Source organism: Achromobacter spanius (assembly GCF_029637605.1).
GTDB lineage: Bacteria > Pseudomonadota > Gammaproteobacteria > Burkholderiales > Burkholderiaceae_B > Achromobacter > Achromobacter spanius_E.
This window is the reverse complement of the sequence record NZ_CP121261.1, coordinates 3,169,436-3,196,420: the sequence shown is the minus strand read 5'-3', so window position 1 is coordinate 3,196,420 and position 26,985 is coordinate 3,169,436. Positions and strand designations below refer to the sequence as shown.

The 26,985-nt window shown below is 65.0% G+C and carries 20 protein-coding genes; 11 read left to right on the top strand and 9 right to left on the bottom strand.

Going from position 1 to position 26,985, the window contains the following annotated elements:
• The first annotated feature begins 18 nt into the window (after positions 1–18).
• From P8T11_RS14260 to P8T11_RS14250, 3 genes are all read left to right on the top strand, one after another.
• Positions 19–810 (top strand): alpha/beta fold hydrolase, encoded by a 792-nt coding sequence (locus tag P8T11_RS14260; protein WP_268081334.1) that lies wholly within the window; start codon positions 19–21, stop codon positions 808–810.
• 189 nt (positions 811–999) lie between these two features.
• Complete coding sequence (locus P8T11_RS14255; protein ID WP_268081335.1) at positions 1,000–2,553, top strand: hypothetical protein; 1,554 nt, start codon at positions 1,000–1,002, stop codon at positions 2,551–2,553.
• Positions 2,554–2,598: 45 nt separating this feature from the next.
• Positions 2,599–5,235: an excinuclease ABC subunit UvrA gene (locus P8T11_RS14250; RefSeq protein WP_268081336.1), complete on the top strand. Its 2,637-nt coding sequence runs from the start codon at positions 2,599–2,601 to the stop codon at positions 5,233–5,235.
• Between the two features lie 193 nt (positions 5,236–5,428).
• On the opposite strand, the gene P8T11_RS14245 is transcribed toward P8T11_RS14250, so the two are convergent.
• Positions 5,429–6,205, bottom strand: a complete 777-nt coding sequence (locus P8T11_RS14245) for a hypothetical protein (protein ID WP_268081337.1) — start codon at positions 6,203–6,205, stop codon at positions 5,429–5,431.
• A 145-nt stretch (positions 6,206–6,350) separates the two neighbouring features.
• Between P8T11_RS14245 and P8T11_RS14240 the strand changes: the two genes are divergently transcribed.
• Positions 6,351–7,400: an NADP(H)-dependent aldo-keto reductase gene (locus P8T11_RS14240; protein WP_268081338.1), complete on the top strand. Its 1,050-nt coding sequence runs from the start codon at positions 6,351–6,353 to the stop codon at positions 7,398–7,400.
• 285 nt (positions 7,401–7,685) lie between these two features.
• The gene (locus tag P8T11_RS14235) at positions 7,686–9,773 is read left to right on the top strand and encodes a TonB-dependent siderophore receptor (protein WP_268081339.1); all 2,088 of its coding nucleotides are present in this window, start codon (positions 7,686–7,688) and stop codon (positions 9,771–9,773) included.
• Here P8T11_RS14235 and P8T11_RS14230 read toward each other — a convergent pair.
• Positions 9,763–10,578, bottom strand: a complete 816-nt coding sequence (locus tag P8T11_RS14230) for a metallophosphoesterase (RefSeq protein WP_268081340.1) — start codon at positions 10,576–10,578, stop codon at positions 9,763–9,765. The two genes, P8T11_RS14235 and P8T11_RS14230, sit on opposite strands and share 11 nt — an antisense overlap.
• A gap of 104 nt (positions 10,579–10,682) precedes the next feature.
• Here P8T11_RS14230 and P8T11_RS14225 point away from each other — a divergent pair, with 104 nt between their 5' ends.
• From P8T11_RS14225 to P8T11_RS14205, 5 genes are all read left to right on the top strand, one after another.
• Positions 10,683–11,114 (top strand): lysozyme inhibitor LprI family protein, encoded by a 432-nt coding sequence (locus tag P8T11_RS14225; protein WP_268081341.1) that lies wholly within the window; start codon positions 10,683–10,685, stop codon positions 11,112–11,114.
• A 125-nt stretch (positions 11,115–11,239) separates the two neighbouring features.
• Positions 11,240–11,797: a DNA-3-methyladenine glycosylase I gene (locus P8T11_RS14220; RefSeq protein WP_268082357.1), complete on the top strand. Its 558-nt coding sequence runs from the start codon at positions 11,240–11,242 to the stop codon at positions 11,795–11,797.
• Positions 11,798–11,805: 8 nt separating this feature from the next.
• Complete coding sequence (locus P8T11_RS14215; protein ID WP_268081343.1) at positions 11,806–13,137, top strand: NAD(P)/FAD-dependent oxidoreductase; 1,332 nt, start codon at positions 11,806–11,808, stop codon at positions 13,135–13,137.
• A complete protein-coding gene (locus P8T11_RS14210; RefSeq protein WP_268081344.1) occupies positions 13,134–13,955 on the top strand; it encodes a DUF1365 domain-containing protein in 822 nt (273 codons plus the stop codon). Before P8T11_RS14215 ends, P8T11_RS14210 begins: the two co-directional genes overlap by 4 nt.
• 82 nt (positions 13,956–14,037) lie before the next feature.
• The gene (locus P8T11_RS14205; protein WP_268081345.1) at positions 14,038–15,006 is read left to right on the top strand and encodes a bifunctional helix-turn-helix transcriptional regulator/GNAT family N-acetyltransferase; all 969 of its coding nucleotides are present in this window, start codon (positions 14,038–14,040) and stop codon (positions 15,004–15,006) included.
• A gap of 20 nt (positions 15,007–15,026) precedes the next feature.
• Here the strand turns inward: P8T11_RS14205 and P8T11_RS14200 are convergent, their stop codons facing one another.
• The 5 genes from P8T11_RS14200 to P8T11_RS14180 are packed head-to-tail and all read right to left on the bottom strand — an operon-like array spanning position 15,027 to position 23,889.
• Positions 15,027–15,722, bottom strand: coding sequence for a pentapeptide repeat-containing protein (locus tag P8T11_RS14200; RefSeq protein WP_268081347.1), 696 nt, complete (start codon positions 15,720–15,722; stop codon positions 15,027–15,029).
• Between the two features lie 31 nt (positions 15,723–15,753).
• Positions 15,754–16,404: a response regulator gene (locus tag P8T11_RS14195; RefSeq protein WP_268081348.1), complete on the bottom strand. Its 651-nt coding sequence runs from the start codon at positions 16,402–16,404 to the stop codon at positions 15,754–15,756.
• Positions 16,405–16,459: 55 nt separating this feature from the next.
• On the bottom strand, positions 16,460–19,819 hold the full coding sequence (locus tag P8T11_RS14190) for a hybrid sensor histidine kinase/response regulator (protein ID WP_268081349.1): 3,360 nt from the start codon (positions 19,817–19,819) through the stop codon (positions 16,460–16,462).
• Positions 19,820–19,834: 15 nt separating this feature from the next.
• Complete coding sequence (locus P8T11_RS14185) at positions 19,835–21,052, bottom strand: EAL domain-containing response regulator (RefSeq protein WP_268081350.1); 1,218 nt, start codon at positions 21,050–21,052, stop codon at positions 19,835–19,837.
• A gap of 2 nt (positions 21,053–21,054) precedes the next feature.
• Entirely contained in the window at positions 21,055–23,889 is a 2,835-nt protein-coding gene (locus tag P8T11_RS14180; RefSeq protein WP_326494520.1) for an ATP-binding protein, read from the bottom strand.
• A 348-nt stretch (positions 23,890–24,237) separates the two neighbouring features.
• Here P8T11_RS14180 and P8T11_RS14175 point away from each other — a divergent pair, with 348 nt between their 5' ends.
• Entirely contained in the window at positions 24,238–25,047 is an 810-nt protein-coding gene (locus tag P8T11_RS14175; protein ID WP_268081351.1) for a hypothetical protein, read from the top strand.
• On the opposite strand, the gene gvpU is transcribed toward P8T11_RS14175, so the two are convergent.
• On the bottom strand, positions 25,044–25,487 hold the full coding sequence (gene gvpU / locus P8T11_RS14170) for a gas vesicle accessory protein GvpU (RefSeq protein WP_268081352.1): 444 nt from the start codon (positions 25,485–25,487) through the stop codon (positions 25,044–25,046). The two genes, P8T11_RS14175 and gvpU, sit on opposite strands and share 4 nt — an antisense overlap.
• 61 nt (positions 25,488–25,548) lie before the next feature.
• Positions 25,549–26,868 (bottom strand): ParB/Srx family N-terminal domain-containing protein, encoded by a 1,320-nt coding sequence (locus P8T11_RS14165; protein WP_268081353.1) that lies wholly within the window; start codon positions 26,866–26,868, stop codon positions 25,549–25,551.
• Between the last annotated feature and the right edge of the window lie 117 nt (positions 26,869–26,985).

Genomic DNA, 26,985 nt, shown 5'->3' with positions numbered 1-26,985 from the left:
AACCAAGGATGGATGAAGATGGCCGACGCCGCCGCCGCAACGCCCCAGGACGCAATGATTCCCACCCGTTTGGGCCGCATCCACGCCCGCCGCTGGCCGGGCGCGGACATCCCCATCGTGCTCTTGCATGATTCCCTGGGCAGTGTCGGCCTGTGGCGCGACTTCCCGGCGCACCTGGCCCAGGCCACCGGCCGCGCCGTCATCGCCTACGACCGCCTGGGCTTCGGCCAGTCGGACCCTCACCCCGGCACACTGCGCGCTGACTTCGTCTTCGCCGAGGCCGAGGACGCCTTCGCCGCGCTGGCCGACCACTTCCAACTGTCGCGCTTCATCGCGTTCGGCCATAGCGTGGGCGGCGGCATGGCGGTGGCGATTGCCGCGGCGTTTCCGCAACGCTGCGTGGGCGTCATTACCGAATCGGCCCAGGAATTCGTGGAAGACCGCACCCTGGCCGGCATCCGCGAAGCCGGCGAACAGTTTCAGGATCCCGCCCAGCTTGAACGCCTGAAGCGCTATCACGGCGACAAGGCGCAGTGGGTGCTGGATGCCTGGGTACACACCTGGCAGTCGCCTGAATTCGCGGACTGGAACCTGGACGCGACGCTGCCGCGCGTGACCCAGCCGCTCTTGGCCATCCATGGCGAAAACGACGAGTACGGTTCCATGCGCCATCCGGAAAAGCTCACGACGCTGGCGACCGGGCCGACGCGCATGCTGGCGCTGGCGGGCTGCGGCCATGTACCGCATCGGGAAACCGAGGCGGCGGTGCTGGAGGCGGTGCGGGCGTTTTTGGCGCGGCACGGGGTCTGACGCTGGGCTGGGTCTGATGCGTGGGCGATGCGTGGGCGATGCGTGGGCGATGCGTGGGCGATGCGTGGGCGATGCGTGGGCAATGCGCGGGCGTGGTTAATTTTTGTTCAGGCCTGCCGTTAACACGTTAGAAGCTCTAACAAGAATTCAGACAAAACCCGGGCAGACGCTGCCCCATGTGGATGCTCAATGACCGTCATCAGCTCGTTGGCAGGCGCGACCGGCGCCGCCCCGCTTAGCACGCCCGTTACCGTCATTCGCGCGGGACAAATCGTCAACCCCGCCGTCGACCCGGCCCAGGCGGCCGGTTCCGCGAAATCGTCGGTCGTGATGCTGGGCCAAGGCGTTTCCGACACCGCCGGCTCGGTCTACGACGAAACGGGAACCGTGCCGGATGCCCTGGCCGTTGCGATGTCCAAAAGCGTGGACGCGCGCACCCGCGTCAGCCCGTTCGCCGACGTGGGCGCGGCGGTGCTGAACCGTTTGCGTACCGACGGCGCCAGTCATTCCCAATGGATGCCTGCCGCGCGCATCGCGGCGTCAGCCACCGCCGACGCCGGCCCCCTGTCGGAAGCCGAGCTTCAGCCCGACAACGCCGTGTCGCTGCGTATCGCCACGGCCAGCGGCGTCAAGGTGCAAGTCACACTGCAAAGCGGCAAGGAAGGCATGGCCGTGCAGATCGACGTGGCCGAAGGGGAATTGAACGAAGACGAACGCCGCGCCATCGCTGCGTTGTCGGGCGCCTTCCAGGACGCGCTGGACGGCCTGGCCGAAGAACCGCCGCGCTGGTCGCTGACGAAACTGGCCAACGGCAGTTCGCCCTTGCTGTCCTCGATCAGCCTGCGTGAAACCCGCATGGTGGACGGCGCCGAGCAGACCGTCGACTTTCAGGCGGACGCCAAGCAAAAGAGCCTGACCGTGTCCAGCGTCATGGGCGTGGTCAAGGTGGATGTGGACCTGGCCCACCCGGTCACGCTGGGTTCGGCCGAGCAACAGTCGGCCGCCGTCTCCAAGTATTTGCAGCAGTTTGACCGCGCCCAGCGCCGTGGCTCGGGCGACGAAGCGCTGATGGGCACGTTCAAGGACGTGTTCGCGGCCATGCACACCAGCTACGGCGCGGCGCAGGTTCCGGCGTCGGACACCAGCATCCGCCGCTTGCCCACCGGCGATGCGCATCGCAGCCTGTTGTCCGGCCTGGCGGATTTCTCGGCATCGATCGAGCAGGTGCGAGACGCCAGCAACCCGGCGCGCCCCAAGGAGATCGACGGCTTTTCGTTCCAGGCCTCGCAAAGCAGCCAGGTGTCGGGCAAGACGGGTTGGGATCTGGCGGTGTCGCAAACCCAGCAGTCCGCGCTGACCGCCAGCTATCACCGGTCGCTGTCACCCGACGTGCAGTTGGCGCTGACCCAGGACGAGAAGTCGCAGAACTACCTGTACTTCCAGATTCATGACACGACCAGTAGCAAGACGGACGTGGGCTATCAGGAAGGCGTGCTGGCGACGGCCACGCTGAACGAATCGCGCACGCAAAGCACGCAGGTGTCCAGGTTCATTAAGGGCAAACAGGTCGACCAGTCTTTCACGCCGTCGTCCGAATCGAATTCGCGCAATCTGCTGTCATTGGTGAAGGCCGCGAAGCTGGACGAGAACGACCCGATGGCCCCGCGCGACCAGGCGGAAGAGATCCTGCGCCGCAAATACCTGGATCTGGCGCGCCAGGTCGCGGACCTGCGGATGGGGTGATTCCGGCCCTGGATTGCGGCAAGGGCTGTCCTTTACTATGGCTCGATGAGCCCACGAAAGCCCCCCGCCAAACCCCGCGCCGACGCGTGCATCCGCGTTCGCGGCGCGCGTGAACACAATCTGAAGAACGTCGATGTGGATATCCCGAGAGACGCGCTCGTCGTGTTTTCGGGAGTGTCCGGATCGGGCAAATCGTCGCTGGCGTTCGGCACGCTGTACGCGGAAGCGCAGCGGCGCTATCTGGAATCGCTGTCGCCCTACGCGCGGCGCCTGATCGATCAGGTGGGCGTGCCGGATGTCGACGCCATCGAAGGGCTGCCGCCCGCGGTGGCGCTGCAACAGCAACGCGGCACGCCCAACGTGCGCTCCACGGTGGGCAGCGTCACCACCTTGTCCAGCATGTTGCGCATGTTGTATTCGCGTGCCGGCACCTACCCGGCCAAGCAGCCCATGCTGTACGCCGAAGACTTCTCGCCCAACACGCCGCAGGGCGCCTGCCCCAATTGCCACGGCCTGGGCTACGTTTACGACGTGACCGAGGCGTCGATGGTGCCCGACCCATCGAAGACTATCCGCGAGCGCGCCATTGCGTCCTGGCCGCCCGCCTGGCACGGCCAGAACCTGCGCGACATCCTGGTCACGCTGGGCTACGACGTGGACATCCCGTGGCGCGACCTGAAAAAGAAAGACCGCGACTGGATCCTGTACACCGATGAGCAGCCCACGGTGCCCGTCTACGCGGGCTTCACGCCGGCCGAAACGCGCGCCGCCTTGCGCGCCAAGCAGGAACCCAGCTACATGGGCACCTACACGGGCGCGCGCCGCTACGTGATGCACACCTTCGCCACGACCCAAAGCGCGATGATGAAAAAGCGCGTGGCTCGGTTCATGACGGGCGCGGCGTGTCCGGTGTGCGACGGGCGCCGCTTGAAGCCCGAGGCCTTGTCGGTGACGTTCGCCGGCCTGGACATCGGCAGCCTGTCGCGCTTGCCCTTGGCGCGGATTGCCGAGGTGCTGACCCCGGCCGCGCGCGGCCAGTTCGATGCGCCCGCCACGGGCGCCGCGCGCAGCCGCGCCACCACCCGCCAGGACAACGCGCGCCGCGTGGCGGCCGGTGGCCTGGCGCACACGGGCAGCACCGATGTGCGCCGCACGCCCGACCTGTCGCCGGAAAAGCGGATCGCCGCGCAACGCATCGCGCATGACCTGGTCGAGCGCATCGGGACCTTGCAGGCGCTGGGCCTGGGCTACCTGGCGATGGACCGCGCCACGCCCACCCTGTCTCCGGGCGAGCTGCAACGGCTGCGCCTGGCCACACAGATCCGGTCCAACCTGTTCGGCGTGGTGTATGTGCTGGACGAGCCGTCGGCCGGCCTGCACCCGGCCGACGGACAGGCGCTGCACCGCGCGCTGGACCAACTGAAGGACGCGGGCAATACCCTGTTCGTGGTCGAACATGACCTGGACACGCTGCGCCGCGCCGATTGGCTGGTGGACGTGGGGCCGGGCGCGGGCCAGCATGGTGGGCAGGTGCTGTACAGCGGCCCGCCGGAAGGCTTGAAGAAGGTGCCGGCGTCACTGACGGCGCGCTATCTGTTCAACCCGGCGCCGGCCGGCAGGGCAGCCGTGCGCGAGCCCTCGGGCTGGCTGTCGCTGCGCGGCATCCATCGCAACAACCTGCACGGCATCGACGCGCGCTTTCCGTTGGGCGCGTTCACGGCGGTAACGGGCGTGTCGGGCTCGGGCAAGTCCAGCCTGGTCAGCCAGGCGCTAGTTGAACTGATCGGCGAACATCTGGGGCAGGAACCGGTGGCGGAAGAAGCCGATGGCGATCTGCCCCAGGCCGATGACCCGCCGCGCACGACCGGCCGCATCGACGCAGGCGCCGACGCCATCAAGCGCCTGGTCAACGTGGACCAGAAGCCCATTGGTCGCACGCCCCGGTCCAACCTGGCCACCTACACCGGCCTGTTCGACCACGTGCGCAAACTATTTGCGGACACCCGCGCCGCCAAGTCGCGGCGCTATGGCGCGGGCCGCTTTTCGTTCAACGTGGCGCAAGGCCGTTGCGACACCTGCGAAGGCGAAGGCTTCGTGCACGTGGAACTGCTGTTCATGCCCAGCGTGTACGCGCCGTGCCCGGTATGCCATGGCAGCCGCTACAACGCCAAGACGCTGGAAATCGAATGGAACGGCCGCAACATCGCCCAGGTGCTGGCGATGACGGTGGACGAGGCGCTGGCGTTCTTCAGCGAAGAACCCGCGGTGCGGCGCCCGCTGTCCCTGTTGCATGAGATCGGCCTGGGCTACCTGCGGCTGGGCCAACCGGCGACCGAACTGTCTGGCGGCGAAGCCCAGCGCATCAAGCTGGCCACCGAACTGCAACGCAGCCAGCGCGGCAACACCCTGTACGTGCTGGACGAACCCACCACCGGCCTGCACGCGGCCGACGTGGACAAGCTGATGGCGCAATTGCATGGGCTGGTCGACGCGGGCAACACGGTCGTGGTTGTTGAACACGACCTGCGCGTGGTCGCCAACAGCGACTGGATGATCGACGTCGGCCCCGGCGCGGGCGAAGACGGCGGCCACATCGTGGCCGAAGGCGCCCCGGCGGACGTCAGCCGCAGCGGCAAGGGCGCCACGGCGCCATTTCTGAAACGGGTGCTGGCGGGCGGTTGATGGCTGGCGCGATCACCGGTATGTTCGCCGCTGGCAACGTGTAAACGGAGCGGCGAAAGCCGTGCGTTGCCCCCGCCCCATCGGGTTGTCACCCAAGCGTGACGATAATCAAGAGGTCCGATTAGCAGGTTGAACTAGGCCCCGTCAGGGGCCTTTTTCTTTTTGAGCGATTCGTCCTCGCTCGCCGCGCCCGCTACAACTCGCTTTCCAACGTCTTCTGCATCCGCTCCATGCTTTCCTGGCTGACTTGGATGACGCCCGTTCCGGGTTGGTCGATGTCGACGATGAAGGTCAGCACCAGGGCGATCAACGCGGCGAACAGGCCGGTTGATGTCAGGCGCCTGCGGGCGTGCAGGCCGGTGCCGTAGGCAATGAAACCGACCGCGCCGACGCTGACGATGAAGAGCAGGTAGAACACGGGTTCGGGCACGTGGTTTTCAAGCGCGACGCGGCGTTTTTCGTTGACCTGCGCCATCTCGTTGATGGCCTGGATGAACATGATGGTGGCGATGGCCGGTGGGTTGTCGGCGTTGGCGGCCGTGATGGCGCGGATCTGGCGTTCGATGCGGCGCGTGGTGAGGCTGGCGGCGTCGAAGCGGGCGGTGTCGTTGTCGGCGTCGTGCATCTCCAGGGCGGCGTCGATGTACTCCAGCAACAGGGGAGGCACCTGTGCACGGGCGGTGGGCGCAATCAGTTGGGACCGCCAGTAGGCGTTGCCAATGGCGTTGGCCTCTTCCAGCACCAGGTTCTTGCGCGTTTCGAACCGCGTGACCGACATGGCGAAGGTGAAGCCCAGCAGCAAGGCCAGCAGGCCGAGCAGGGCGGTTTGCAGCGCTGCGATGTGCGTCTTGTGCGCTTCGTCGGCGGGCTTGCGCTGCTTGCGGCCCAGCCGGAAGCAGATCTCGATGACGCCCAGGAGAACGATGACGCCAAGGATAAAGAGATAAGACTCGTTGAAGTTCCTGAGCATGGCGCTCCCCGTCGGACAGTGGCCAGCGTATGCGGATTGGGCAGTGGCGGCAAGGGGCCAAATGACCGGGTGGCTGTCAGCGAAACGCCAACATCTTGGAGTAAGGTGTCGGCTTTCCCCTCTGAAGACCCGCACGGAGCAGAACTTGAAAACCCGCAAACTCGGCCGTACCGACCTGGATGTCAGCCTGATTGGATTGGGCACCATGACCTGGGGTGAGCAGAATTCCGAGGCCGAAGCCCATCAGCAACTGGACTACGCGCTGTCGCGCGGCGTCAATCTGGTCGACGTGGCCGAGATGTACCCGGTGCCGCCCAAGCCCGAAACGCAAGGGCTCACCGAAACCTATATCGGCACCTGGCTGGCGCGCAGCAAGCGCCGCCAGGACATCGTGCTGGCCAGCAAGGTGGCGGGCCCGGTGCGCGACCCCAAGCGCCCCGGCCACATCCGCGACGGCAAGACCTTTCTGGACCGCAAGAACCTGACCGAAGCGCTGGACGCCAGCCTGAAGCGTTTGCAGACGGACTATCTGGACCTGTATCAGCTGCACTGGCCTGACCGCACTACGGCCACGTTCGGCCAGTTGAACTACCCGTGGGTGGAAGACGAGCACACCGTGCCGATCGAAGAAACCCTGTCGGTGTTGCAGGATTTCGTGCGCGCGGGCAAGGTCCGCCACGTGGGCGTGTCCAACGAAACGCCGTGGGGCCTGTCGCAGTTCCTGCGCCATGCGGACACCCAGGATCTGCCCCGCGTCGTGTCGATCCAGAATGCCTACAGCCTGTTGAACCGCGTGTTTGAAATCGGGCTGTCCGAATTCACGCACCACGAAAACGTGGGCCTGCTGGCGTATTCGCCGCTGGCGATGGGCATGCTTTGCGGCAAGTACCTGAACGGCGCCCGCCCCGAAGGCGCCCGCCTGACGCGCTACACGCGGTTCACGCGCTACAGCAATCCGCAGGCCGAAGCCGCCACCGCCGACTACGTGGCGCTGGCGCGCGAGCACGGCGTGTCGCCCACGCACCTGGCGCTGGCCTGGGTGAACCAGCGCCCGTTCGTCACCAGCAATCTGATCGGTGCGACGACGCTGGAACAGTTGAAGGAAAACATCGACAGCGTGGACGTGACGCTGTCGCCGGACGTGTTGAAGGCGATCGACGAGATCCACACGCGCTATCCGAATCCGGCGCCCTGATCGCGCTGCTTGCTATATCCAGCCCGCGTTGCGCGTTGCCGCAATGCGGGCTTTTTCATGGGCGATGCGGGTGCGAATTTTTCGTAAATATGATTGCGAATCAGTCCCATTAGTAATAAAAAAGCAGTCTTTCCGACTCCCCCCCGCTCTGGAGACTCTGCTTTGGTCCGTCCTGCTTCCACCCGGAAGAGCCGTGCGCGCACGCTTTCCCTCCCTGCCGTTAAGCCTGTTGTTGTTCATTCCGCCGTCGCTAATCCTGCCGTAGTTAAACCCGCCGCCCTGGTCATGGCATTGGCCGTGGCCTACCCCTTGGCGGCATCCGCCCAATCCGCCGCCGACACGCCCAACGTTGCGCAACTGCCCACGGTCACCGTGCAGGCCACGGCGGTGGACGACACGCTGGAACATCTGTCGGCGCCGGTGAACACGGGCGCGCTGGGCAGCCGCAGCCAGCTTGAAACCCCGTTTTCAACCACCGTGGTCACCGCGGCCGACATCGCGGAACGGCAGGTCAACAAGCTGGGCGACGTGTTTGCCCTGGATGCTTCCGTCAGCGACAACAGCGCCTCGTACGGCGCCTGGGCCAGCTACCTGACCGTGCGCGGCCTGCCGCTGGACTGGCAGAATTCCTACCGCATCGACGGCAGGCCCTTTCTGAGCTACGTGACGACGCTGCCTTACGAGCATTTTGAACAGATCGACCTGTTGAAGGGCGCATCGGGCTTCATGTATGGCTTTGGTTCGCCGGGCGGCCTGGTCAACTACGTGACCAAGAGGCCTACCGACGAGCCGGTGCGCAGCATTGAACTGGGTTATGTGTCGAAGGGACTGCTGCGCCAGCACGTGGATCTGGGCGGACGCGTCGGCGAAAGCGGCACGTTTGGCTACCGCTTGAACGCCACGCACGAAGAGGGCAACACCTACAACGGCGGTTCCTTGTATCGCGATTCGGTGTCGCTGGCACTGGATGCGCGGCTGACCGACAAGCTGACCTGGGACTTTCAATCCATCTACCAGGACCGCAAGGCCATCGGGCAGGAACCCACCATTTACGCGGGCCAATTGGCGGGCAGCCAGTTGCCTTCGCCGGTGCGCAACGACAACGGCAAGCTGGTGGGCGAAGGCCCCTATGCCGACAACGATTTCCGCTATTACTCCACCGGCTTGAAATACCAGTTGTCGTCCAACTGGAGCGCCCGCACCGACTACAGCTACAGCTCGACCCGCACACGCCGCAACGAATCGGTGCTTTTTCTGCAAAACCAGGCGGGTGATTACGACGACTATCGTTCGGACTACGGCGAGGCCTACGCCTACAACCAGTGGCAAGGCATGATCGAAGGCAAGTTCGCCACCGGTCCGCTCAAGCACCACGTGGTGGCGGGCGCGTCATGGCAAAAGCAGAAGAACGACTACAGCGTCAACGGCGTGTATCAGTTGCAGGGCACGGGCAACCTGCGCTCGCAGAACACCAACACCTATTACAGCCAAGGCAGCCTGGACCTGTATCGCGCTGCCGAGATCACGCAGAAGGCCATGTTCGCCAGCGACACGATCGACCTGACGGGCGGCTGGTCGCTGCTGGGTGGCCTGCGCTATACGAACTACGAGCAGACGGGCTTTGACGCCACGGGCGCCAAGTCGTCCAGCTACGACAAGAACGGTGTGCTGACCCCAACCGTGGCCTTGATGTACCAGATCACGCCGCAGACCATGGCCTACGCCAGCTACATCGAATCGCTGGAGCCGGGCTCATCGGTGGGCAACACCTATGCCAACTTCGGCGCCTTGCTGGACCCGCTCAAGAGCAAGCAGTACGAGCTGGGCGTGAAGACCAATCAAGATGACTGGGCCGCCACCGCCGCGCTGTTCCGCATCGAGAAAAAAGCGGAATACGCCAACGCGGCCAACGAGCTGACGCAGGACGGCAAGTCTATCTACCAAGGCCTGGAACTGGGCGCGTCGGCGCGCGTGGCCACGAACTGGAACGTGGGCGGCAGCCTGATGTTCCTGGATTCGGAATACAAGAAGGGCAATGCCTTTACGGGCAACCGCGTGGCGGGCGCACCCAAGCTGGTGGCGGCGGCACAGTTGACGTATTCCGTGCCGCAATTGCCAGGCCTGAAGCTGCGTGCCGACGTCAAGTACACCGGCAACACGATGCTGGGCGCGCCCAACAACGTGAAGGTGGATGACTACGCCATCGTCAACATCGGCGCCACCTACGACACGCGCATCTATGGCTACGACACCACGTTCCGCGCCGGCATCAATAACCTGGCGGACAAGCGCTACTGGTTGTTCCAGTCGTCGGACTACATCAAGGCGGGCGACCCCCGCACCTACGGCTTGAGCGCCAGCCTCAAGTTCTGACGGGTACTTCCCACAGGCGATCAGGCTCGTAGTCGGCCTGTTCGCCTTTCTTGGCGTAGCCCAGCGGGTTGGCGACCACGCGGCAGCCGTCCTTGACGTAGTCGTGCGCGCAATGCAGGTGGCCGTGCATCCAGCAGTTGGCCAGCGGCAGCAATTCGTCCAGCGCATTGCAGAACCCCGCCGTGCCCGGTGTGACGCCGTAGCGCGGGTCGGCGCTGGCCAGCGTGGGCGCGAAGTGGGTGATGGCAAGGGTGGGGCCGTCGAAAGGCACGTGCAGGGCGTCGCGCAGCCATTGCTGGCAGGCCAGGCCCTGTTCGCGCATTTGTTCGGCCATGAAGGGCGCGCCATGGCGGCGCATCTGGGCCTTTTCCAGATAGAAGTCGGCCGCGCGAAAAGCCTTGGCGCGCTTGGCCAGCGCCACGCCGATGGGATCGCTGTCGGCGGCCAGCGCGTCGAAATCCGTCCACAGCGTGGTGCCCACCAGGCGCACGCCGTCGATGACACAGGTGTCGCGTTCCAGCCATTGGATATCCAGCGCGTGGCAGAGCTCGCGCAGGCGGTCGTGGGCCTCGTCGAAATCCAGGTTGTCGTATTCGTGGTTGCCCGGCACGAACACCACGGGCGTGGGCCAGCCGTTGCGGGGGGCGTAGCTGCCCAGCCCGAAATCGTTGCTGGTCAGCTTGGAACCCTGGCGGTATGAACCGATATCGCCGGCCAGCACCAGCAGGTCGGCGCCAGGGATGGGGCGCGCCAGGAAAGAGGGGTCGGTTTCCAGGTGCAGGTCGGAGAGCAATTGAATCTTCATGGCCGATATCTTAGGCCACCCGTGCCCAGGCGGCATGCGCGCAAGGCCCCATCCATGCGACACTTTCCCATCGAACCCATCACAGACAACTAGGAGAAACGCCCATGCGTATCGTGATCGCCACGGCCGCCGCCGCCGCGCTGCTGTCCACGGCCAGTGTGCAGGCGCAGTTGCAGCCGCGCCTGCAGCCGATCAATTGCGCCAACGCCGCCACGCAAACCGACATGAACCTGTGCGCCGATCAGTCCTACCGCAAGTCGGACGCTGACCTGAACGACGCCTACCGGACGGTCATGAAGCGCCTGAAAGACGACACCACCAAGACCACGCAATTGCAAAGCGCGCAAAAGGCCTGGTTGTTTTTTCGCGATGCGGAATGTGCCTTCTCGTCCAGCGGCGCCACGGGCGGCAGCGTGTACCCCATGGTGCTGAGCCAATGCCTGGACAAGCTGACGCAGGCGCGCACCAAAGAATTACGCGCCTACCTCAAGTGCGAGGAAGGCGACATGAGCTGCCCGGTTCCCGGCGCGCAATGATGACGGTTGAAGGGAGCGTGCAAGCCAGGCAGCAGGATGCTGGGGCGCTGGACACAGAGCCCCTTGAATCCGCCGGCCTGATCCTGGACGCGCAGGGCGACCCGCGCTGCTTCTGGCAGCCGTCCATGCCCGACTATCACGACCACGAATGGGGCCGGCCCGTGGGCAGCGACCGCCGCCTGTACGAAAAGATCTGCCTGGAAGGCTTTCAGGCGGGCATGGCGTGGATCACCATCCTGCGCAAACGCGAGGCATTTCGCGAGGCGTTCGACGATTTCGATTTCGAGCGCGTGGCGCGGTATACCGAGCATGACGTGGAGCGACTGATGGGCAATGCGGGCATTGTGCGCAACCGCGCCAAGATCGTATCCACCATCAACAATGCGCGCCGCGCCGTGGCGCTGGCTGACGAGACGGGCTCGCTGGCGGCGTGGCTATGGCGGCACGAGCCCAAGACGGCAGAGCGGCCCCACACCGTGGACCTGGCCTATTGGAACGGCAACCCGTCGTCAGCCGCATCGGCCGGCCTGTCGCGCGCCTTGAAGACGCGCGGCTGGACGTTTGTGGGGCCGACGACGATGTACGCCTTCATGCAGGCGGTGGGCATGGTCAACGACCACATGAGCGGCTGCGTCTGCCATGCCAAGGTCGACGCCGCGCGCGCAAGCTTCAAGCGACCGTGATGATCCCTATGTCGAACGCCTCCGATGCAACGCCGGCTTTTGCGCAGGTCCAGCCGCGTCCCGCCTTTGCCCCTGTTCCCCCCGGCAGCCGCATCGCCGTCATTGGCGGCGGCATCGCCGGCCTGGGCGCGGCTTGGCTGCTGTCTGAAAAATTCTCGGTCACCTTGTTCGAAGCGGATAGCCGCGTGGGCGGCCATACCAATACGGTCGACGCCACGGTCGGCGGCGTCAGCCACCCGGTCGACACCGGCTTTTTGGTGCATAACGACCTGACGTATCCGCACCTGGTGCAACTGTTCAAGCACCTGACGATTCCGGTGCACGCCAGCGACATGACGTTCAGCGTATCGCTTGCGCAGCCCGACCTGGAGTGGGCGGGCACCAACCTGGGAACGGTGTTCGCGCAACGCCGCAACCTGTTGCGCCCGGCCTTCCTGGGCATGCTGCGCGACATCCTGCGCTTCAATCGCAACGCCGCCGCCTATCTGGCGCAAAGCGGCCCGCACGCGCTGCTGGGCGATCTGCTGGACGCCGAAGGCTACGGCCAGGCCATGCGCGACTGGTATCTGCTGCCCATGGCCGGCGCCATCTGGTCAACGCCACCCAGCATGGTGCTGGCGCAACCTGCTCGCAGTTTTCTGTCGTTCTGCCTGAACCACCGCTTGTTGCAGGTGGCGGGGCGACCGCAATGGAAAACGGTCCAGGGCGGGGCGCGCCGGTATGTCGACGCGATGCTGCCGCGCATTGCGCAGGTGCGCGTGTCCAGCCCGGTGCATAGCGTCAAGCGGCTGGCCGATGGCGTGGAGGTGCGCACCGGCGGCCAGGTCGATCGGTTTGATGCCGTGGTGCTGGCCTGCCATGCGCCCACATCGCTGGCGATGCTGGACGCCACCGAAGCCGAACGCGAGGTGCTGTCACGCGTGCGCTACCAGCCCAACGTGGCCGTGCTGCATACCGACACCGCGCTGCTGCCGCGCCGCCGCTCGGTGTGGTCGGCCTGGAATTACCTGGCCGGCCCCACGGCGGATGCGCCCATGTCGGTCAGTTACCTGCTCAATGTGTTGCAGCCGCTGCCCTTCAAGCAGCCCGTGATCGTGACGCTGAACCCGCAGCGCGAGCCCGCGCCGGATCAAGTGCTGGGCCGCTACGAGTACGAGCACCCCATCCTGGATGCCGACGCCGTCGAGGCGCAGCGCCGGCTGCCTGACATCCAGGGCCGCGCGCGGGTGTGGTTCTGCGGCGCGTGGGCGGGGTATGGCTTTCATGAGGATGGGCTGGCGTCGGCCATTCGCGTGGCGGCGGATTTTGGCGTCAGCCCGCCGTGGGGTAATGCAACATGAACCGCACCCTGCCCGGCGCCGGCCTGATCGAACTGATGCGCGCGCGGGTGCTGCATGTGCGCACCCGCCCAGTGGTGCACCGCTTTACCTATCCGGTGTTCTGCCTGCGGCTGCGCATCGATCAGGCCGAACGCTACGACGGCCGCGCGTCATGGCTGTTTGGGGTCAACCGCCGCCGTCCGGTTGCTTTTCATTTTTCCGACCATGGCGCGCGCGACGGTGGCGAGCCCATGGCGTGGTTGCGGTCACGGCTGGAGATGGCGGGCGCGGATTTCGACGTGGGCGCGGTGTGGTTGCAGTGCTTTCCGCGCGTGTTCGGCCATGTGTTCAACCCCGTCAGCTTCTGGCAGGTGCATGACACCGACGGCCATCTGCGCGTGCTGGTGGCCGAGGTCAACAACACCTTCGGCGAGCGCCATCAGTACGTGCTGCGCGCGCCGGACGGTGGCGTGATCCATGACGGCCTGGCGCTGCATAGCGATAAGTCGTTTCACGTGTCGCCGTTTTGCCAGGTGACGGGCCGCTACCGGTTTCGCGTCAAAAGCGTGGGCGGTGCGCAGGTGGCCAGCATTGATTATTTTGACGACCCTGAACAGGCGCAGCCGCTGCTGCACACGGAAATTCGCGGCGCGAGCGTGCCGCTTGCCACCGGCGCGCTGTTGCGCGCGTTGGCGGCGATGCCGTTCATGACGCTGGGCGTGGTGTTCCGCATTCACTGGCAGGCGCTGCGCCTGTATTTGCGCAAAGTGCCGTTTCACCGCAAACCGCCCCCGCCTTCTGGCGAGGTGACGTTTCAGCGGTCTAAGAAAGTCGATTGATGGGGTAGTGGACGTCGCGGTGCTTGCTTTAGTTGCGGCTCGCAATTACATTGGTTGCGAACCGCAACCGATAGGTGCGCCCATGGACTTGATCGACTTTCCCTCCCAATCTCGCGAACAGACCATCCGCGACCTGCGGGAGTTTTCCCGCAAGCTTGTGCGTGAATTGGGCTTCATGCGGACCTCGTTGGCCGGCAGTGAATTGGCGCCGTCCGCTGTCCACGCCATTATTGAAGTGGGCCTGCAACCGGGCATTCAGGCGCGCGACCTGGCCGTGATCCTGCGGCTGGACAAATCCAACACCAGCCGCCAGTTGGCCAAGCTGGAATCCGCCGGCCTGATCGCCCGCGAGGCGGATCCCGAAGACGCGCGGTCATCTCGCCTGACCCTGACCGAGGCGGGGCTGGCCTTGCGCGACCGCATCGACCAGTTCGCCACCGATCAGGTATCGCATGCCTTGCGCCGGATGACGCCGGACGACCAGCAATCGTTGATCCGCTTCATGTCGCTGTACGCCGACGCGCTCTCGCGCGAGAACCCCAACCTGACGCCTTCCTCCGCCGCCATCAGCGAGCAGATCATCGAAGGCTATGTGCCCGGCTGCATTGGCGATATTGCCGGCCTGCATGCGCGTTATTACGCGCAGGCCTCGGGCTTTGGTGTGTACTTTGAACGCAAGGTCGCCACGGAATTGGCGGCCTTTGCCGAAGCGCTGCCGGACCGCGGCAAGGGCATGTGGCTGTATGCGGAAAATGGGCGCACGCTGGCATCCATCGTGATCGATGGCGATCCGGCCATTGGCCAGGCGCATCTGCGCTGGTTCATCGTGGACGAATCCTTGCGTGGCCTGGGCGTGGGCCGCCACCTGCTTGCGCGCGCGTTGGCGTTCGCCGATGCGCACTATCGCGACACATACCTGTGGACCTTCAAGGGGCTGGACGCCGCGCGCCATCTGTACGAAGACGCGGGCTTTGTGCTGACGGACGAATCCGAAGGCAGGCAGTGGGGCAGCGTGGTGGTGGAACAGCGCTTCCTGCGCCGCCGGCCGTAGTTAGAAAATCCGGCTGCGCGTCAGAGCACGCTGATGCGCAGTTCGGCCAGCAAGGTGGCCGCCTGGGTCTTGGAAATGGTGGCGCCAGCCAGGCGCGCGGCGGCGGTCAAGTCGATGCCGCTCAAGTCCACTTCGCGCAGGTCGGCGCCTTCAAAGCGCACGTTTTTCAGATTGGCGTTGCGCAGGCTGCCGCCATGGAAGACGGTGTCGCGGAAATCGCTGCCGGCCAGGTCGGCGTCTGAAAAGTCCAACTGCATGATGTTGGTTTTGCGAAACGACACGCCGCGCAGCAGCGCGCCGACCAGCAGGCATTCTTCAACCGTCCAGCCCAGGCAGGCGATGCCGTCGAAGTCGGAGCCGGTCAGCTTGCAGCCTTGAAGGCGGGCGCCGGCCAGCCGCGCGCGGTGCCACTTGGCGTTGTTCAAATCGCAGTTCTGGAAGGTGGCGTCGCTGGCGTCCGCCGATGCGAAGTTGGCCTGTCCGCCCCGGCAGCGCAGCCAGGTGGTGTCGGCCAGCGTGGCACCCTGGAACGAGGCGCCGGCAATGGCGCAGGCCGTGAAGCGCGCGCCGCGCAGATCCAGGCGGGAAAAATCAGCGTGTTGGAAATCGCAGTCCTGGAACGACAGCGCCTGGCCCGCCGCGTTGTCAATCAGGGCCAGCATGGCCTGGCGGTCTACTTCCTGGCCGGTGATGGCTTCAAATACGTCTTGCGTCATGCGGGTGTCTCGGGGGTTACCTACTGAAAACCTATTGAAAAATTTCGCTTTCCACACAGAACGCCACCAGTTCCTGGTCGGTCTGCACGTTCAGCTTGCGCATGGCGGATATCTTCTGGCCGCTGACCGTCTTGACGCTGCGCTTGAGCGTGTCGGCCACCTGCATCATGGATTCACCACGGATGAAGTGGCGCAGCACTTCGAATTCCTTGGGCGACAGGCTGTTGATGCGTTCGCCGATGAATTTGCTGCGCGAATCCACCGTGCCATCACGCTGGAAACCCGGGGGATAGTACTTGCGGCCGGCTTGCAGCGTGTGCAGGGCCGTGACGATTTCCGCCAGGTTGTCGCGCTTGAGCACCACGGCGGCCACGCCCGCGTCGTACAGGGCGGAAATGATCATGGGGTTGGACACCATGGTCAGCACCACCACCTGCGTTTTCGGGAAGCGCCGCGTCAGGAACTTGACCAGGCGGATGCCGTCGCCATAGGTTTCGTCGCCGGGCATGGAGTAGTCGGTGATGACCACGTGCGGCAGGTCGTGGGTCAAGTGCTCGACCAGGGCCGTGGGGCTGGCCAGCAGCGCCGTGACTTCAACGCTGAGGTCTTTTTCCAGCAAATCGCGCATGCCCGCGAGGACCAGCGGGTGGTCGTCGGCGAGGACTATTCGGAGTCGTTCCATTCGGGGGCGCCGGGGGGCGATCGTGGAGGTTGTCGGGGTCATTCTGTACCAAGACTCAAACTTGAGCCAGCAGGTTCCTGAGCTCGTGCGTCAGCCTGACCACGTCTTGAAACACCTCATCGTCCCCGCCGTCGCGCCTGAGTTTGGCCTCAACGGCCTGGAAGTCCGATGACAGGGTTGTCATTTTCACCATGACCAAGGCGCCCCGCATCCGATGCATGGTTTGCAGCGCGGCCGGCACGTCGCGGCGGGTGACCGCCTGGTCAAGATTTGCCAGGTCAGCGTCCATGGTGTCCAGGAACAGGCGGCGGTATTTTTCTGGCACCAGCGGTTCGAGGGCGGAGTCGGTGGACTCGGGCGGAAAGTCCGCGTGGGGTGACTCGTCGGACACATTAGATACGTACGGCACTTCAGGTAGATCCTGCACGTCCAGCACCTCCGGAACATTGGACGCCACGGGCTCATCGGACCCTGCTTCGCGCACGCGCGTGATGCCGCCCAGGTGGTGGCGCAAGGCGCTCAGTTCAATCGGCTTGACCAGCCAGGAATTCATGCCCGCGGCCATGCAGCGTGCTTCCTCGTCGCGCATGGCGTTGGCGGTAACGCCGATGATGGGTTGGGCGTAGCCGCGCGCGCGCAGTTCGCCCGTGAGTTCGTAGCCGTTCATCTTGGGCATGTTGACGTCGGTCAGCAGCACGTCATAGGTGGCCATGTTCCACATTGACAGCGCATCCGCGCCGTTGCCGGCCACCGTGACGGTGCAGCCCAGTTGTTCCAGTTGGTGGCGCAGCGTGGCCTGGTTGATGGGGTTGTCCTCGGCCACCAGCACGCGCAGGTCCAGCGGATCCATCAGGGCGTTGGCTGCGGGCGCGGCAGGCACGGGCGGATCGCCGCGCAGCAGGCGCGAAATACCGAACCCGATGCTGTCCAGGTCATGCCCGTCGACACGTTCCGGCGCGCCGGCGGCTGACTCGCGCGGGTCGCCCGCCGCCAGGAAGTGGCCCGCCCAATTGGCGGGCGCGGCGTCGGTGGGGCCCAGGATGTCTAGCAACACGTCGTCGGGTTCACCCCGGCCCAGGGGGGCCGGCGCACGCTGGGCGTCGGCGCCCCAGCGGGTCAGCCACTGGCAAACGTTGTCGGTCAGTTCGCGGTGCGGGCTGCGCACATAGATACGGATGCCGTGCAGATCGGGCTCGTCCAGGGGCGGGCCGTCGGCCGGTTGCAAGGCCAGCTCCAGCGAAAAGCTGCTGCCCAGGCCCAGTTCGCTGGTGACGCGGATATGGCTATCCATCAGCTTGGCAAGCCGCGCGCAGATGGACAGGCCGATGCCCGCGCCGCGCACGGTATGGCTGGCGCTGTCGATCTGGTAGAAGGGGCTGAAAAGCTGGGCCTGGTCTTCCTTGTCGATGCCGATGCCCGTGTCCACCACCTGCAAGGCCAGCACTTGGGTGCCGTCGGGCCGGTCAGCGCCGTGCAGGCGCACGATGACATGGCCGGACTCGGTGAACTTGATGGCGTTGCTGAGCAGGTTGCTGAGAATCTGCCGGATGCGCACGGCGTCGCCCGCGACCCATGGGGCCACCGACCCGTCCACGCAGGCAAAGAGCAGCAGGCCTTTCTGCCTGGCCAGCGCGGCGAATGAGCGCGCGCAGCTTTCGACCAGCTCACGCGGCCGGAACTGGCTGGATTCCAGCGCCAGTTGCCCGGATTCGATCTTGGTGATGTCCAGGATGTCACTGATCAATTGCAGCAGGATCACCGAGGAATTCTGGATGCGCTCCAGATGCTGGCGCTGCTCGGCATTCAATTCGGTCATGCCCATGAGCTCCAGCGTGCCCAGTACGCCATACAGCGGCGTGCGGATCTCATGGCTCATGGTGGCCAGGAAGGTGGACTTTGCTTCGCTGGCCTTGTCGGCGTCGCGTTTGGCCTGCGCCAGGGCGCGTTCGATTTCGGCCCGAGCGCTGATGTCCGCAAACGCGCACAGCACCACGTCCTGCTTCTTGTAGCGCGTGGGCGAGTACGCCACGTACAAGGGGCGGCCGTCGTCGGCGTGGAAGGTTTCGATGGTGCCGGGCGCGGAGGCCGTCAGCACCTGGTCCAGCAGCGGCCGGGCGGCGGGGGAATCGCGCAAGCCCTGGCCGGTGGCGGCGCCCAACCATTCCAGCGCCAGGCTGTTGGCGAACAGCACGTCGCCATGTGCACGCGCCAGCACGCAAAGCGCGATGGGCGCGGTCTGGATCAGGGTGCGGTTGAATTCTTCGCTTTCGGCGATGTCGCGGTGCGCGCTTTGCGCGGGCTCGATCACGCGCCGGGTGTACCAGCGCTGGTAGCCAATGCCGCCGGCAAGGCCCAGCAGCAACAGCAGCGCGGCGGTGATCGGCAGCCAGAGGTTGTCTTCGAAAAAATTGCGATAGCTGACGCGGTAGTACGCGGTCCAGATGCTGGACGGGTCCGACACTTTCAGGATCAGGCCATCGCGCGTGGCGCTCAGGCCGCTGTGGCCGGCGGTGGGCAGCGGCCCCTCGCCGAGCATCAGGCCGATGTCGCGATGGGTCAGCCAGAAGCCGTCGTATTGGATTGAAGGCAGGGCCCTGTCGTAGATGTTGATGCGCGCGCGGCTGAGCAGCGTGGCGACGTAGACGTCGGGTTCACCGCCGCCGCGGTTGGTCCATGCCGCGCCGGAAAAGCCCGCGTGCAGCATCCCCATCATGCGATCCGGCAGCCCGGGCGGAGAAACCCACAGGATCTGTCCGTCGGACGCGGCGATGCCGGGCGTGCCGGACGAGGGCGTCGCCGAGGGGGCGTCGGCCGTTGCCGGGGCCAGTCGCGTGCGCACGGCGTCGTTGACCAGCAGCAGGGTGTCTTCACTGAGCGGCTCGCCATAGCCCGGTTTGACGTTGATGGCCGGCACGGCAATGCCCAGGCTGTCCGTGCGGTTCACCAGGAAAGCGGCGGCGGCCGGGAAGTAGGAATTCGCCCAGTAGGTGCTGTAGAAATCCGCGAAGTAGCCCGCCGCGGCGGACACCGGGCTATTGGCCACGGGGCATTCCGACGGGTAGTTGCAGAACAGCGAGAACGGCATGGCCACCAGCGCGTGCTGCCCGCGATAGATGCGCAGGCCCGGCCGGGTCGAATCCAGCGGCGTGGACAGCGTGATGTGCTCAATGGGCGCGCGCCCGTCCAGGCGCTGGTTCTCTTTGCGGAACTGAAGCAGAAAGCCTTCTTGCTCGTGGATGTATCCAACAAGAACGGCAAAGTCCATCAACAAGCGGTCTTCTTCCTGCTTGATGATGCGCTGAGCACCCCAGAGCAGGGCGCCGATCATGATGAGTGCGATGGGCAGAATGCCGAACAGCGCGATATTCAGCCGGCGCGAGGTACGTGCAATCCTGCTAAACGGCGTTTCCTGCATACGCGGGTAAGGATCCTATAGCGGGTGGGTGGCGTACGGGCGGGGTTCGTCTGCCAGCAAATCGGTGAAGTCATGGGCGTTGACCGCAGCGGATATCAGGAAGCCTTGGGCGAAATCACAGCCGATCTCGCGCAAGAACTCCAGGTCTTTCGTGTTTTCCACCCCTTCGGCGGTGACTTGCAGTCCCAATTGGCGGCCCAATTGCACGGAAGACTGCAAGGCGGCGGCGCGCACACCATCTTCCGCGGCGCCGCTGACAAAGGCGCGGTCGATCTTGAGTTCGGTGAACGGCGTGGATATCAGGGTGTACATCGAGTTGTAGCCTTTACCGAAATCGTCCTGCGCCAAACCGAAGCCTTTCAAGCGCAAGCGGCTTGCGCCCATATAGTAGTGCCCGGGCACCGACGTGGTGTCGTCTTCCAGCAGTTCGAACGTGACATCTTCGAAGGGAACACCGCGCTGCGCGACCAGATTGTAAAGCTGGTCGGGCAAGTCAGGTTGATCCAGCAGGCGGGTGGGCAGATTGACTGATACGGGCATCCTGAACCCCAGGCGGCGCCAATCAAGATAGGCGGCCAGGGCGTCGTCCAGCATCCGGATGAGCAGGGCGTGGTCCAGCCCGTGATGCCGCACCGCACCCAGGAACGAGGCCGGCAGCATGAAACCGAATTCAAGGTGATGCCAGCGGGCCAGCGCTTCAGCCCCGACGATATGGCCCGTCGCCAGCGCCTTCTTGGGCTGGAACCACGCCTGGATCTGGCCGGTGGCCAGGGCTTTTTCAAGCGTGCGGCGGTCAAACAGGGGCGTGGACAGCAAAGGTAGCGTTTGCGGCAACGCGCCGTCCAGCTTTTCGTTGCGTAGCCGCCGGGCCAAGGCCAGCGCGTGTTCTCGCGTGACGGGCTTGGTATGGGCCGCGATCACGGACAAGCCCTTTTCCTTGGCCATGAGGCTCACGCTGTTCATGATGCGGCGCGAACACGCCGTGGTGATCGCCAGCATCGGGTTGCATTGCAGCCGGGCCAGTTCGTGGATGAACTGCACGCCGTCCATGCCCGGCATGTTGAGGTCCATCAACACCAGTTGGTAGGAATGCAGCTGAACCATCTCCAGCGCCTCGTGCGCGGAATTCGCCATGTCGACGTGCTCGAAGCCGGCCTCCAGGAACAGGCTGCGCATTTGGGCGCATTGAAACGCATGGTCGTCCAGGACCAAGACCTTGTACACGGAAAGCATCGTCAACTCCGGAGTTCTTTAACCGTTTGCAGCGTTTGACGCAGGACGGTCAGCGGCAGCGGCTTGACCAGCAGGCTGGTCATGCCCGCGCTCATGCCTCGCCGCTGCTCGTCGGGAAAGGCGTTGGCCGTGACCCCAAGAACGGGCCTGTCATAGCCGCGCTTTCGCAAAATGCGCGTGAGTTCGTAGCCGTCGACCAGGGGCATGTTCAGGTCAGTCAGCACGGCGTCGAAGTGCATCAGGTCGGGCAGGTTCAACGCTTCCTGGCCGTTGCCGGCCAACACCACGGTGCAACCCATGTGCTCAAGCTGTTCACGCAGAATCAATTGGCTGATGGGGTTGTCTTCCGTGACCAATATCTTCAGGCCCAACACTTCAGGCGCTGCCTTGGGATCGAATGACGTGCTGCGCGCCGCGCCGCCCTGGGCCAGGCGCACCGCGTGGTGGATGCCGACCAGGCTGTAGGCGCTGGCGAACCAGTTGCGGTGGCTGTCCTCGACCCGGGGGCGCAGGCCCGGCGGGTGGACGATGACCTGCGGGCCGATCCAGTTGGCGATCTTCTGCGCATGCGGCCACGCCTGCAGCAACACCGCGGGTTCGGCAGGCGTCACGCCGTTGGCGGGGTAGGGCAGCCCGACGGCGCCCCAGCGCCGCAACCAGTCGCACAGGTTGTGAACGATTTCCGGCACCGCGCCTTGGACGTAGACGACCGTGTTGTCGAGCTCGGGGGGCGCGGTCTCAAGCGCTTCGGGCGCCAGCGGCAAGCGGACCTCGAAGGTGATGCTGGTGCCCAGGCCGGGTTCGCTGACGGCGTTGAGCCTGCCGTTCATCATGTCGGACAGGCTTCGGCAGATCGACAAGCCCAGGCCGGTGCCAGGCAGCGTCACGCAGTTGTCGGCGTCCACCTGGTAGTAGGGCTCGAACAAGCGGGCCTGATGTTCCGGCGCGATGCCCGAGCCGGTGTCGGCAATCTGGAAACACAGGTCGACGCTGTCACGGTTGCGGCTGTTGACCTTCAGGCGCAACACGATCTGCCCGGAATCGGTGAACTTGATGGCGTTGTTGGCCAGGTTGTCGAGAATCTGGCGGATGCGCGTGGCGTCGCCAATCACGGCCAGGGGGGTATCCGGGTTGGCCACGGCATAGCTGCGCACGCCTTTGGCGTGTGCGCGCGCCGCGAAGCTGGCCACGACATTGTTCAAGAGTTCAACGGGGGAAAACGGCGCGCGTTCGAGCACGGTGTGGCCGGCCTCGATCCGGGACAAATCCAGCGTGTCGTTAATGGTGCGCAACAGCGTGGCCGACGACTGCTGGATGGTTTCAAGGTACTGCGCCTGCTGGCCGCTCACGCGGGTCAGTGAGAACAGTTCAAGCGTACCGAGAATGCCGTAGAGCGGCGTGCGGATCTCGTGGCTCATGGTGGTCAGGAACACCGTCTTGGCCTGGTTGGCGGCTTCGGCGTCGCGCTTGGCCTGCAACAAGGATTGCTCGATCCGTTTCAACGCGGAAATGTCGCTGATGCCGCACAGCACCACCGCTTCGCCACGGTAGGTGGTGGGGGCAAAGCTCAGGTACGCGGTGCGGCCATCGTTGAGCCGGTGTTCGCGGCCGGCCTCGTCGCCGTGGGATGACAGGATGTCGGTGCGCCAGCCCGGCGTGCCCTGGAACCAGCGGCGCGCCATGTCGTTGGACAGCACGACCGCGCGGTCCGAGCGCCGCAACAGGCACAAGCCCACAGGGGCCACTTCGATCAGCTTGCGGTTGAGCGACACGCTGTCGGCCAGCGCCTCGTATTGGCGCAGCGCGGGCAGCACCAGGCGCCGGCGGATGTAGCGCACCCGCAAGAGGACCGTGATGATCAGCAACAAGGACGCGATGGCCGCCGTCTGGAAGGCCAGCGCGTTGTCGCGCAACACGTGCGCCATCGGCGCGTAGTAGACCAGCCGCCAGCCATCTTCGCCGACGGACTTGCTCAGTACCAGGTAGTTGGGCAGCCAGCCCTGGCCCTGCAAGCCGAATGCATCTTCTCGCGTGGTGTGCGGCAAGGCCTGGTTGGCCGTATCCGCGCCGGCGCTGCGCAGCACCGGCCGGCTCTTCTCATCGAACAGAACGTAGTCGCCCGCGCCCGAGCGTGGCGCGCTGATGGCGGATTCCACGCCATGGACTTCCAGGCCGATCCAGGCAGCCTCCGGGTGCACGGCATCCAGGGGCGTGAAAAGGAACAGGCGCTTGACGGTGTCGTGCGGCGGATGCAGCCAAACGATGGGAGGCAGGCCCTTGGTGGGCGCGCGAGTCTGCACGTCGGCCAGGGTCAGGGCGAGCCATTGCTGTATGGAGGGGGGAATGCCCGGCGAGGTGGGCTGGTCATGCGAGCCCACGGGCACGGTACTGGCGTGGCGCAGCGCGCTGTAGACGATGCGGGTGTTGGCTTGGGCAATGCGGCGCAAGTCACGTGGGGTCAGCACCAGCGCCCAATCGTAGGCGTCCGGGCCTTCCTGCAGCGGCAACACTTCCACCTGGCCTGTTTTGCCGAAATGGGTGGGGGTTCTGCTGATGGGATCCTGATTGGTGTTGCGTACCGCGGATGCGGAGATGGAACGCAAAAGGGATTCGCGCTGGTCGAAGAAGTGTTGCGCTTCGTAGGCCGCGGCATTCATGTGGCGCCGGTAGTTGGACACCACGTTGCTGAACGCCCAATACAGGTAAAGGGTGGCGCCAGCTGCAATGCAGACGAGCAGAGCCACTGCAAGAAAGTGCAGCAACAATGAGGCGGCGCGCGGCGCGGCCTGGGGTTCTAGGGCGGGAGCGCCATGGTCTTCTACCAGCATTTGACGCATGGTAGAAACACCTGCTTACCCAGAGAATAAGAAGAATCTCAAAGTGGGATGCAGCGTAAAAACGGGTGAATCCCACCCCCAGATGTGGTCCCCGATTGTCGTCCGCAAGCGGCGGGGAATGCCATGTCATGGAGGGTCGGCCGAGCAAGGGATTTAAGAAATTTCTTGTTCTTTTGGCTGACGGCGTTGGGCACTATTCGTGAGATACCGGATTCGCCAAGATGCTGCAGCGCGGCGGGTTCACACGCCGCGCGGCTTGCGTCGCCACGGCGGCCAGACGTTAATCGAGAACAGCATGATATTGACCCGGATCCGCCCTCCTGCGCACCTCAACCTTCGGGTCACGCCATGAAAGACGACGCCCGTTCCTGGGCTCTGTCCGAAGAGTCCATCACGCTGCGCTTTCAGCCCGTGTTCACGGCGCAGGGTCAAGTCCATGAATACGCCGTCATCGGCCGTTGTCGGCCGTCTCCCTGGAGCGGCTTGAATCCCGTTGGACAGGGCGCGGGCTTGCTGGCCGGCGTGGCCTTCTTCAAGCACTTCAAAACCCCCATTGAACTTTCCTACGAGCACGCGCTGGATGTGCGCGGCCAGGGCGACCTGGCCGAACGCCTGTGCGGCGAGCTGGGCATCGGCCTGCTGGACAGTTCGGTGTGGGTCAACAAGCACGCGCGCTACGACGATGCCCCGCCATTGCTGATTCCCGCCAAGCGCATCACCTTCACCTTGCCCCTGACGGACCGGCTGTCGGACCACGCCGAGGTGCTGGCGCGCTATCCGGAATTCCAGGCCCGTCTGCGGGCGCGCCTGCTACCCAGCGCCAGCCGCAGCAAGACATCCGGCCATGGCACCTTGCGTGCCGACGGCCTGCACGTACAGGTCCCGCTTGGCTTATCCGAAAACCGCGCGTTGCAAGGCCGCTTCTTTACCTTGATGGAACGTGCCTGGAGCGCCAACTTGCACGTGGTGGCGGGCGGCGTGGAAGACATCCGGGATTTCGCCTGGATGCGATTGCACAGCGATCTTCTCTTCCGGGGCGGCGCCTTGTCCGCGCCGCTCAGTTCCGAATGCCTGGGTATCTGGCTTCAAGCCGACAGCAACGCGTGGCGGTCGTTCAATGCGTCCACCACGCGCTTTGCCGGCGTTGAAGACGCCTAGCTGGCGGCTTCGGATTGCAGGCGGCCCAGAATGAAGCCATCCACCGAGCTGGTACGGCCGCGCCACAGCGTCGGCTGTCCGGCAACGGGCGTGCCATCCGCCATGAAGAACAAGGCGTCGGCCAGGTGGATGTAATTGGGCAGCGGGTCCGCGGGTTGAGGCACGCGGAAGACATCGCCCAGCTCCGCAAGCGAACGGCGCACGCCGTCGCGCGTGTCGGCGTCCAGCGTATCTAGTGAACCCGTGAAACTGGCGGCGAAGCGGTCGAAGTATTCCGCGCCCGACACAATCGACCCCGACACCAGCATGCCGCCCATTTGCAACGTGACGCCGATGCTTTCAAGCTGGCTGCCGTTGTTCACCAGGTTGACCAAAAACTGAAGAAAGGCGTCCGCGCTGGGGGCGGGGTTTGCAGTGGTGTCGGAAGCTTCGATAGGCATGGCGGTTTCTTGGAAAAGGTCATTGAAGACGCACAAGATACTCGAATCGCGCAAAAAATACCTACCAACCCCAGCAGGTACCCGCCGCCGGCTTGCCGCAAGCGCGGTAATGCACGGCGAACCACAGCTTGCCGGCGTTGCGTGGCGAGCCATCGGCCTTGACATCAACGCGCGGCAATTCTTCCAGCACGTCGCGCTGATCCTTGATGGACACGCCCGCCGCCACATTCGCCGCCAAGGGAATGCGGCCCAGGCTGGCGGCCTGGCGATCGTCGAACACGATGTCGGTGTCGGCCAGCGCGCCCATTTTCAGCGAGGCATCGCGCACGGCGGCGGCGTAGCTGTCGTTCGCGCCACCGGGCACCAGCGACGCATTGAACGTGCTGACCGCCAGGATCTGCGCGGGCGTGGCGGGCGCCATCATGCGGTACTGGTCCAGCGTGGGCAGTTGGCCGCCCGCGGCTTGCCGGCGCAGCCAGTCTCCCCACAGGAACTCCGCAAACTCCGGCAGGCTGCCGTTTTCGTAGGCGATGTCGCGCGTGAAGTACACCAGCGAGCGGTAACGGTCTTCCTGCATGCCGCCCGCTTCGTCGGCGCTGGCCAAGCCCAGGCGGGTGGGCAGTTGGTCCACGGTGATGGGCTGGTTCTGTCCGTCGCGCAGCCAGGCGCGACGCTCGTCGACCATGCGTTGCCAGAACGCGGCAGCGGTCGTCAGGTCGCTGTAGTTGGCGTCCACCTTGACCCACACGGGCAGCTTGGGGCCGCCATCGAAAATCTCGCGCAGCGACGAAAACGTGTGATGGCCATCGGTCAGGTACAGGTTGCCGTCCCAGCCGACCACCACGGTCTTCAGGTTTTCGGTGTGTGTGCCGGGCGCGTCCAGGCAGGTGAACGTGCTGGGGTCGTCCAGGCGCGCCGCTTGGGCTGCCGCCAGGTCGGCAAACGCGGCCGCGCGCTCGGTGCCGCCCATGTCTTCGCAGTAGTCGTCAAACTTCTTGCCAACGGTGCGGTCCAGATAATCCAGCTTGCGGGCGTCGTCGCCGGCCCAGGAACGGTTGAAGTCGCCTTGCCAGCGGCCCAGCTTGTAGTAGATCTGGTCGTAGCCGATGGCCGCCTGCGTGGGCCGCAATTCCTCAATTCGCACCTGGATGACGTCGCCGGCCTTGGTGTTCAGGTAGGCCGTGTTGCGCGTTGGCGTTTCGGGTTCGGGCTCGGGAGTGGGTTGCTCTACCGGCGGCGCGACGACGACCGGCGGCACGGCGTCGTCATTGTCATCATCGCTGCCGCCGTTGCACGCGGCGAGCGCCAGCGGCAGAAAAAGCGCGGCCAGCAGGCGCGCGACAGGGTGTAGGGGCAGGAAGCGGGCAGGTTGAGAGGTCATGGGGCAGGGGTGACGTTGCGATAGAAAAGTATCCAATCATGACTGGATCGTGTTTCTCCCATATTGCATTGACCAAGATGACAGACATATTTCCCATCGATCAAGGGGTTGTCCATA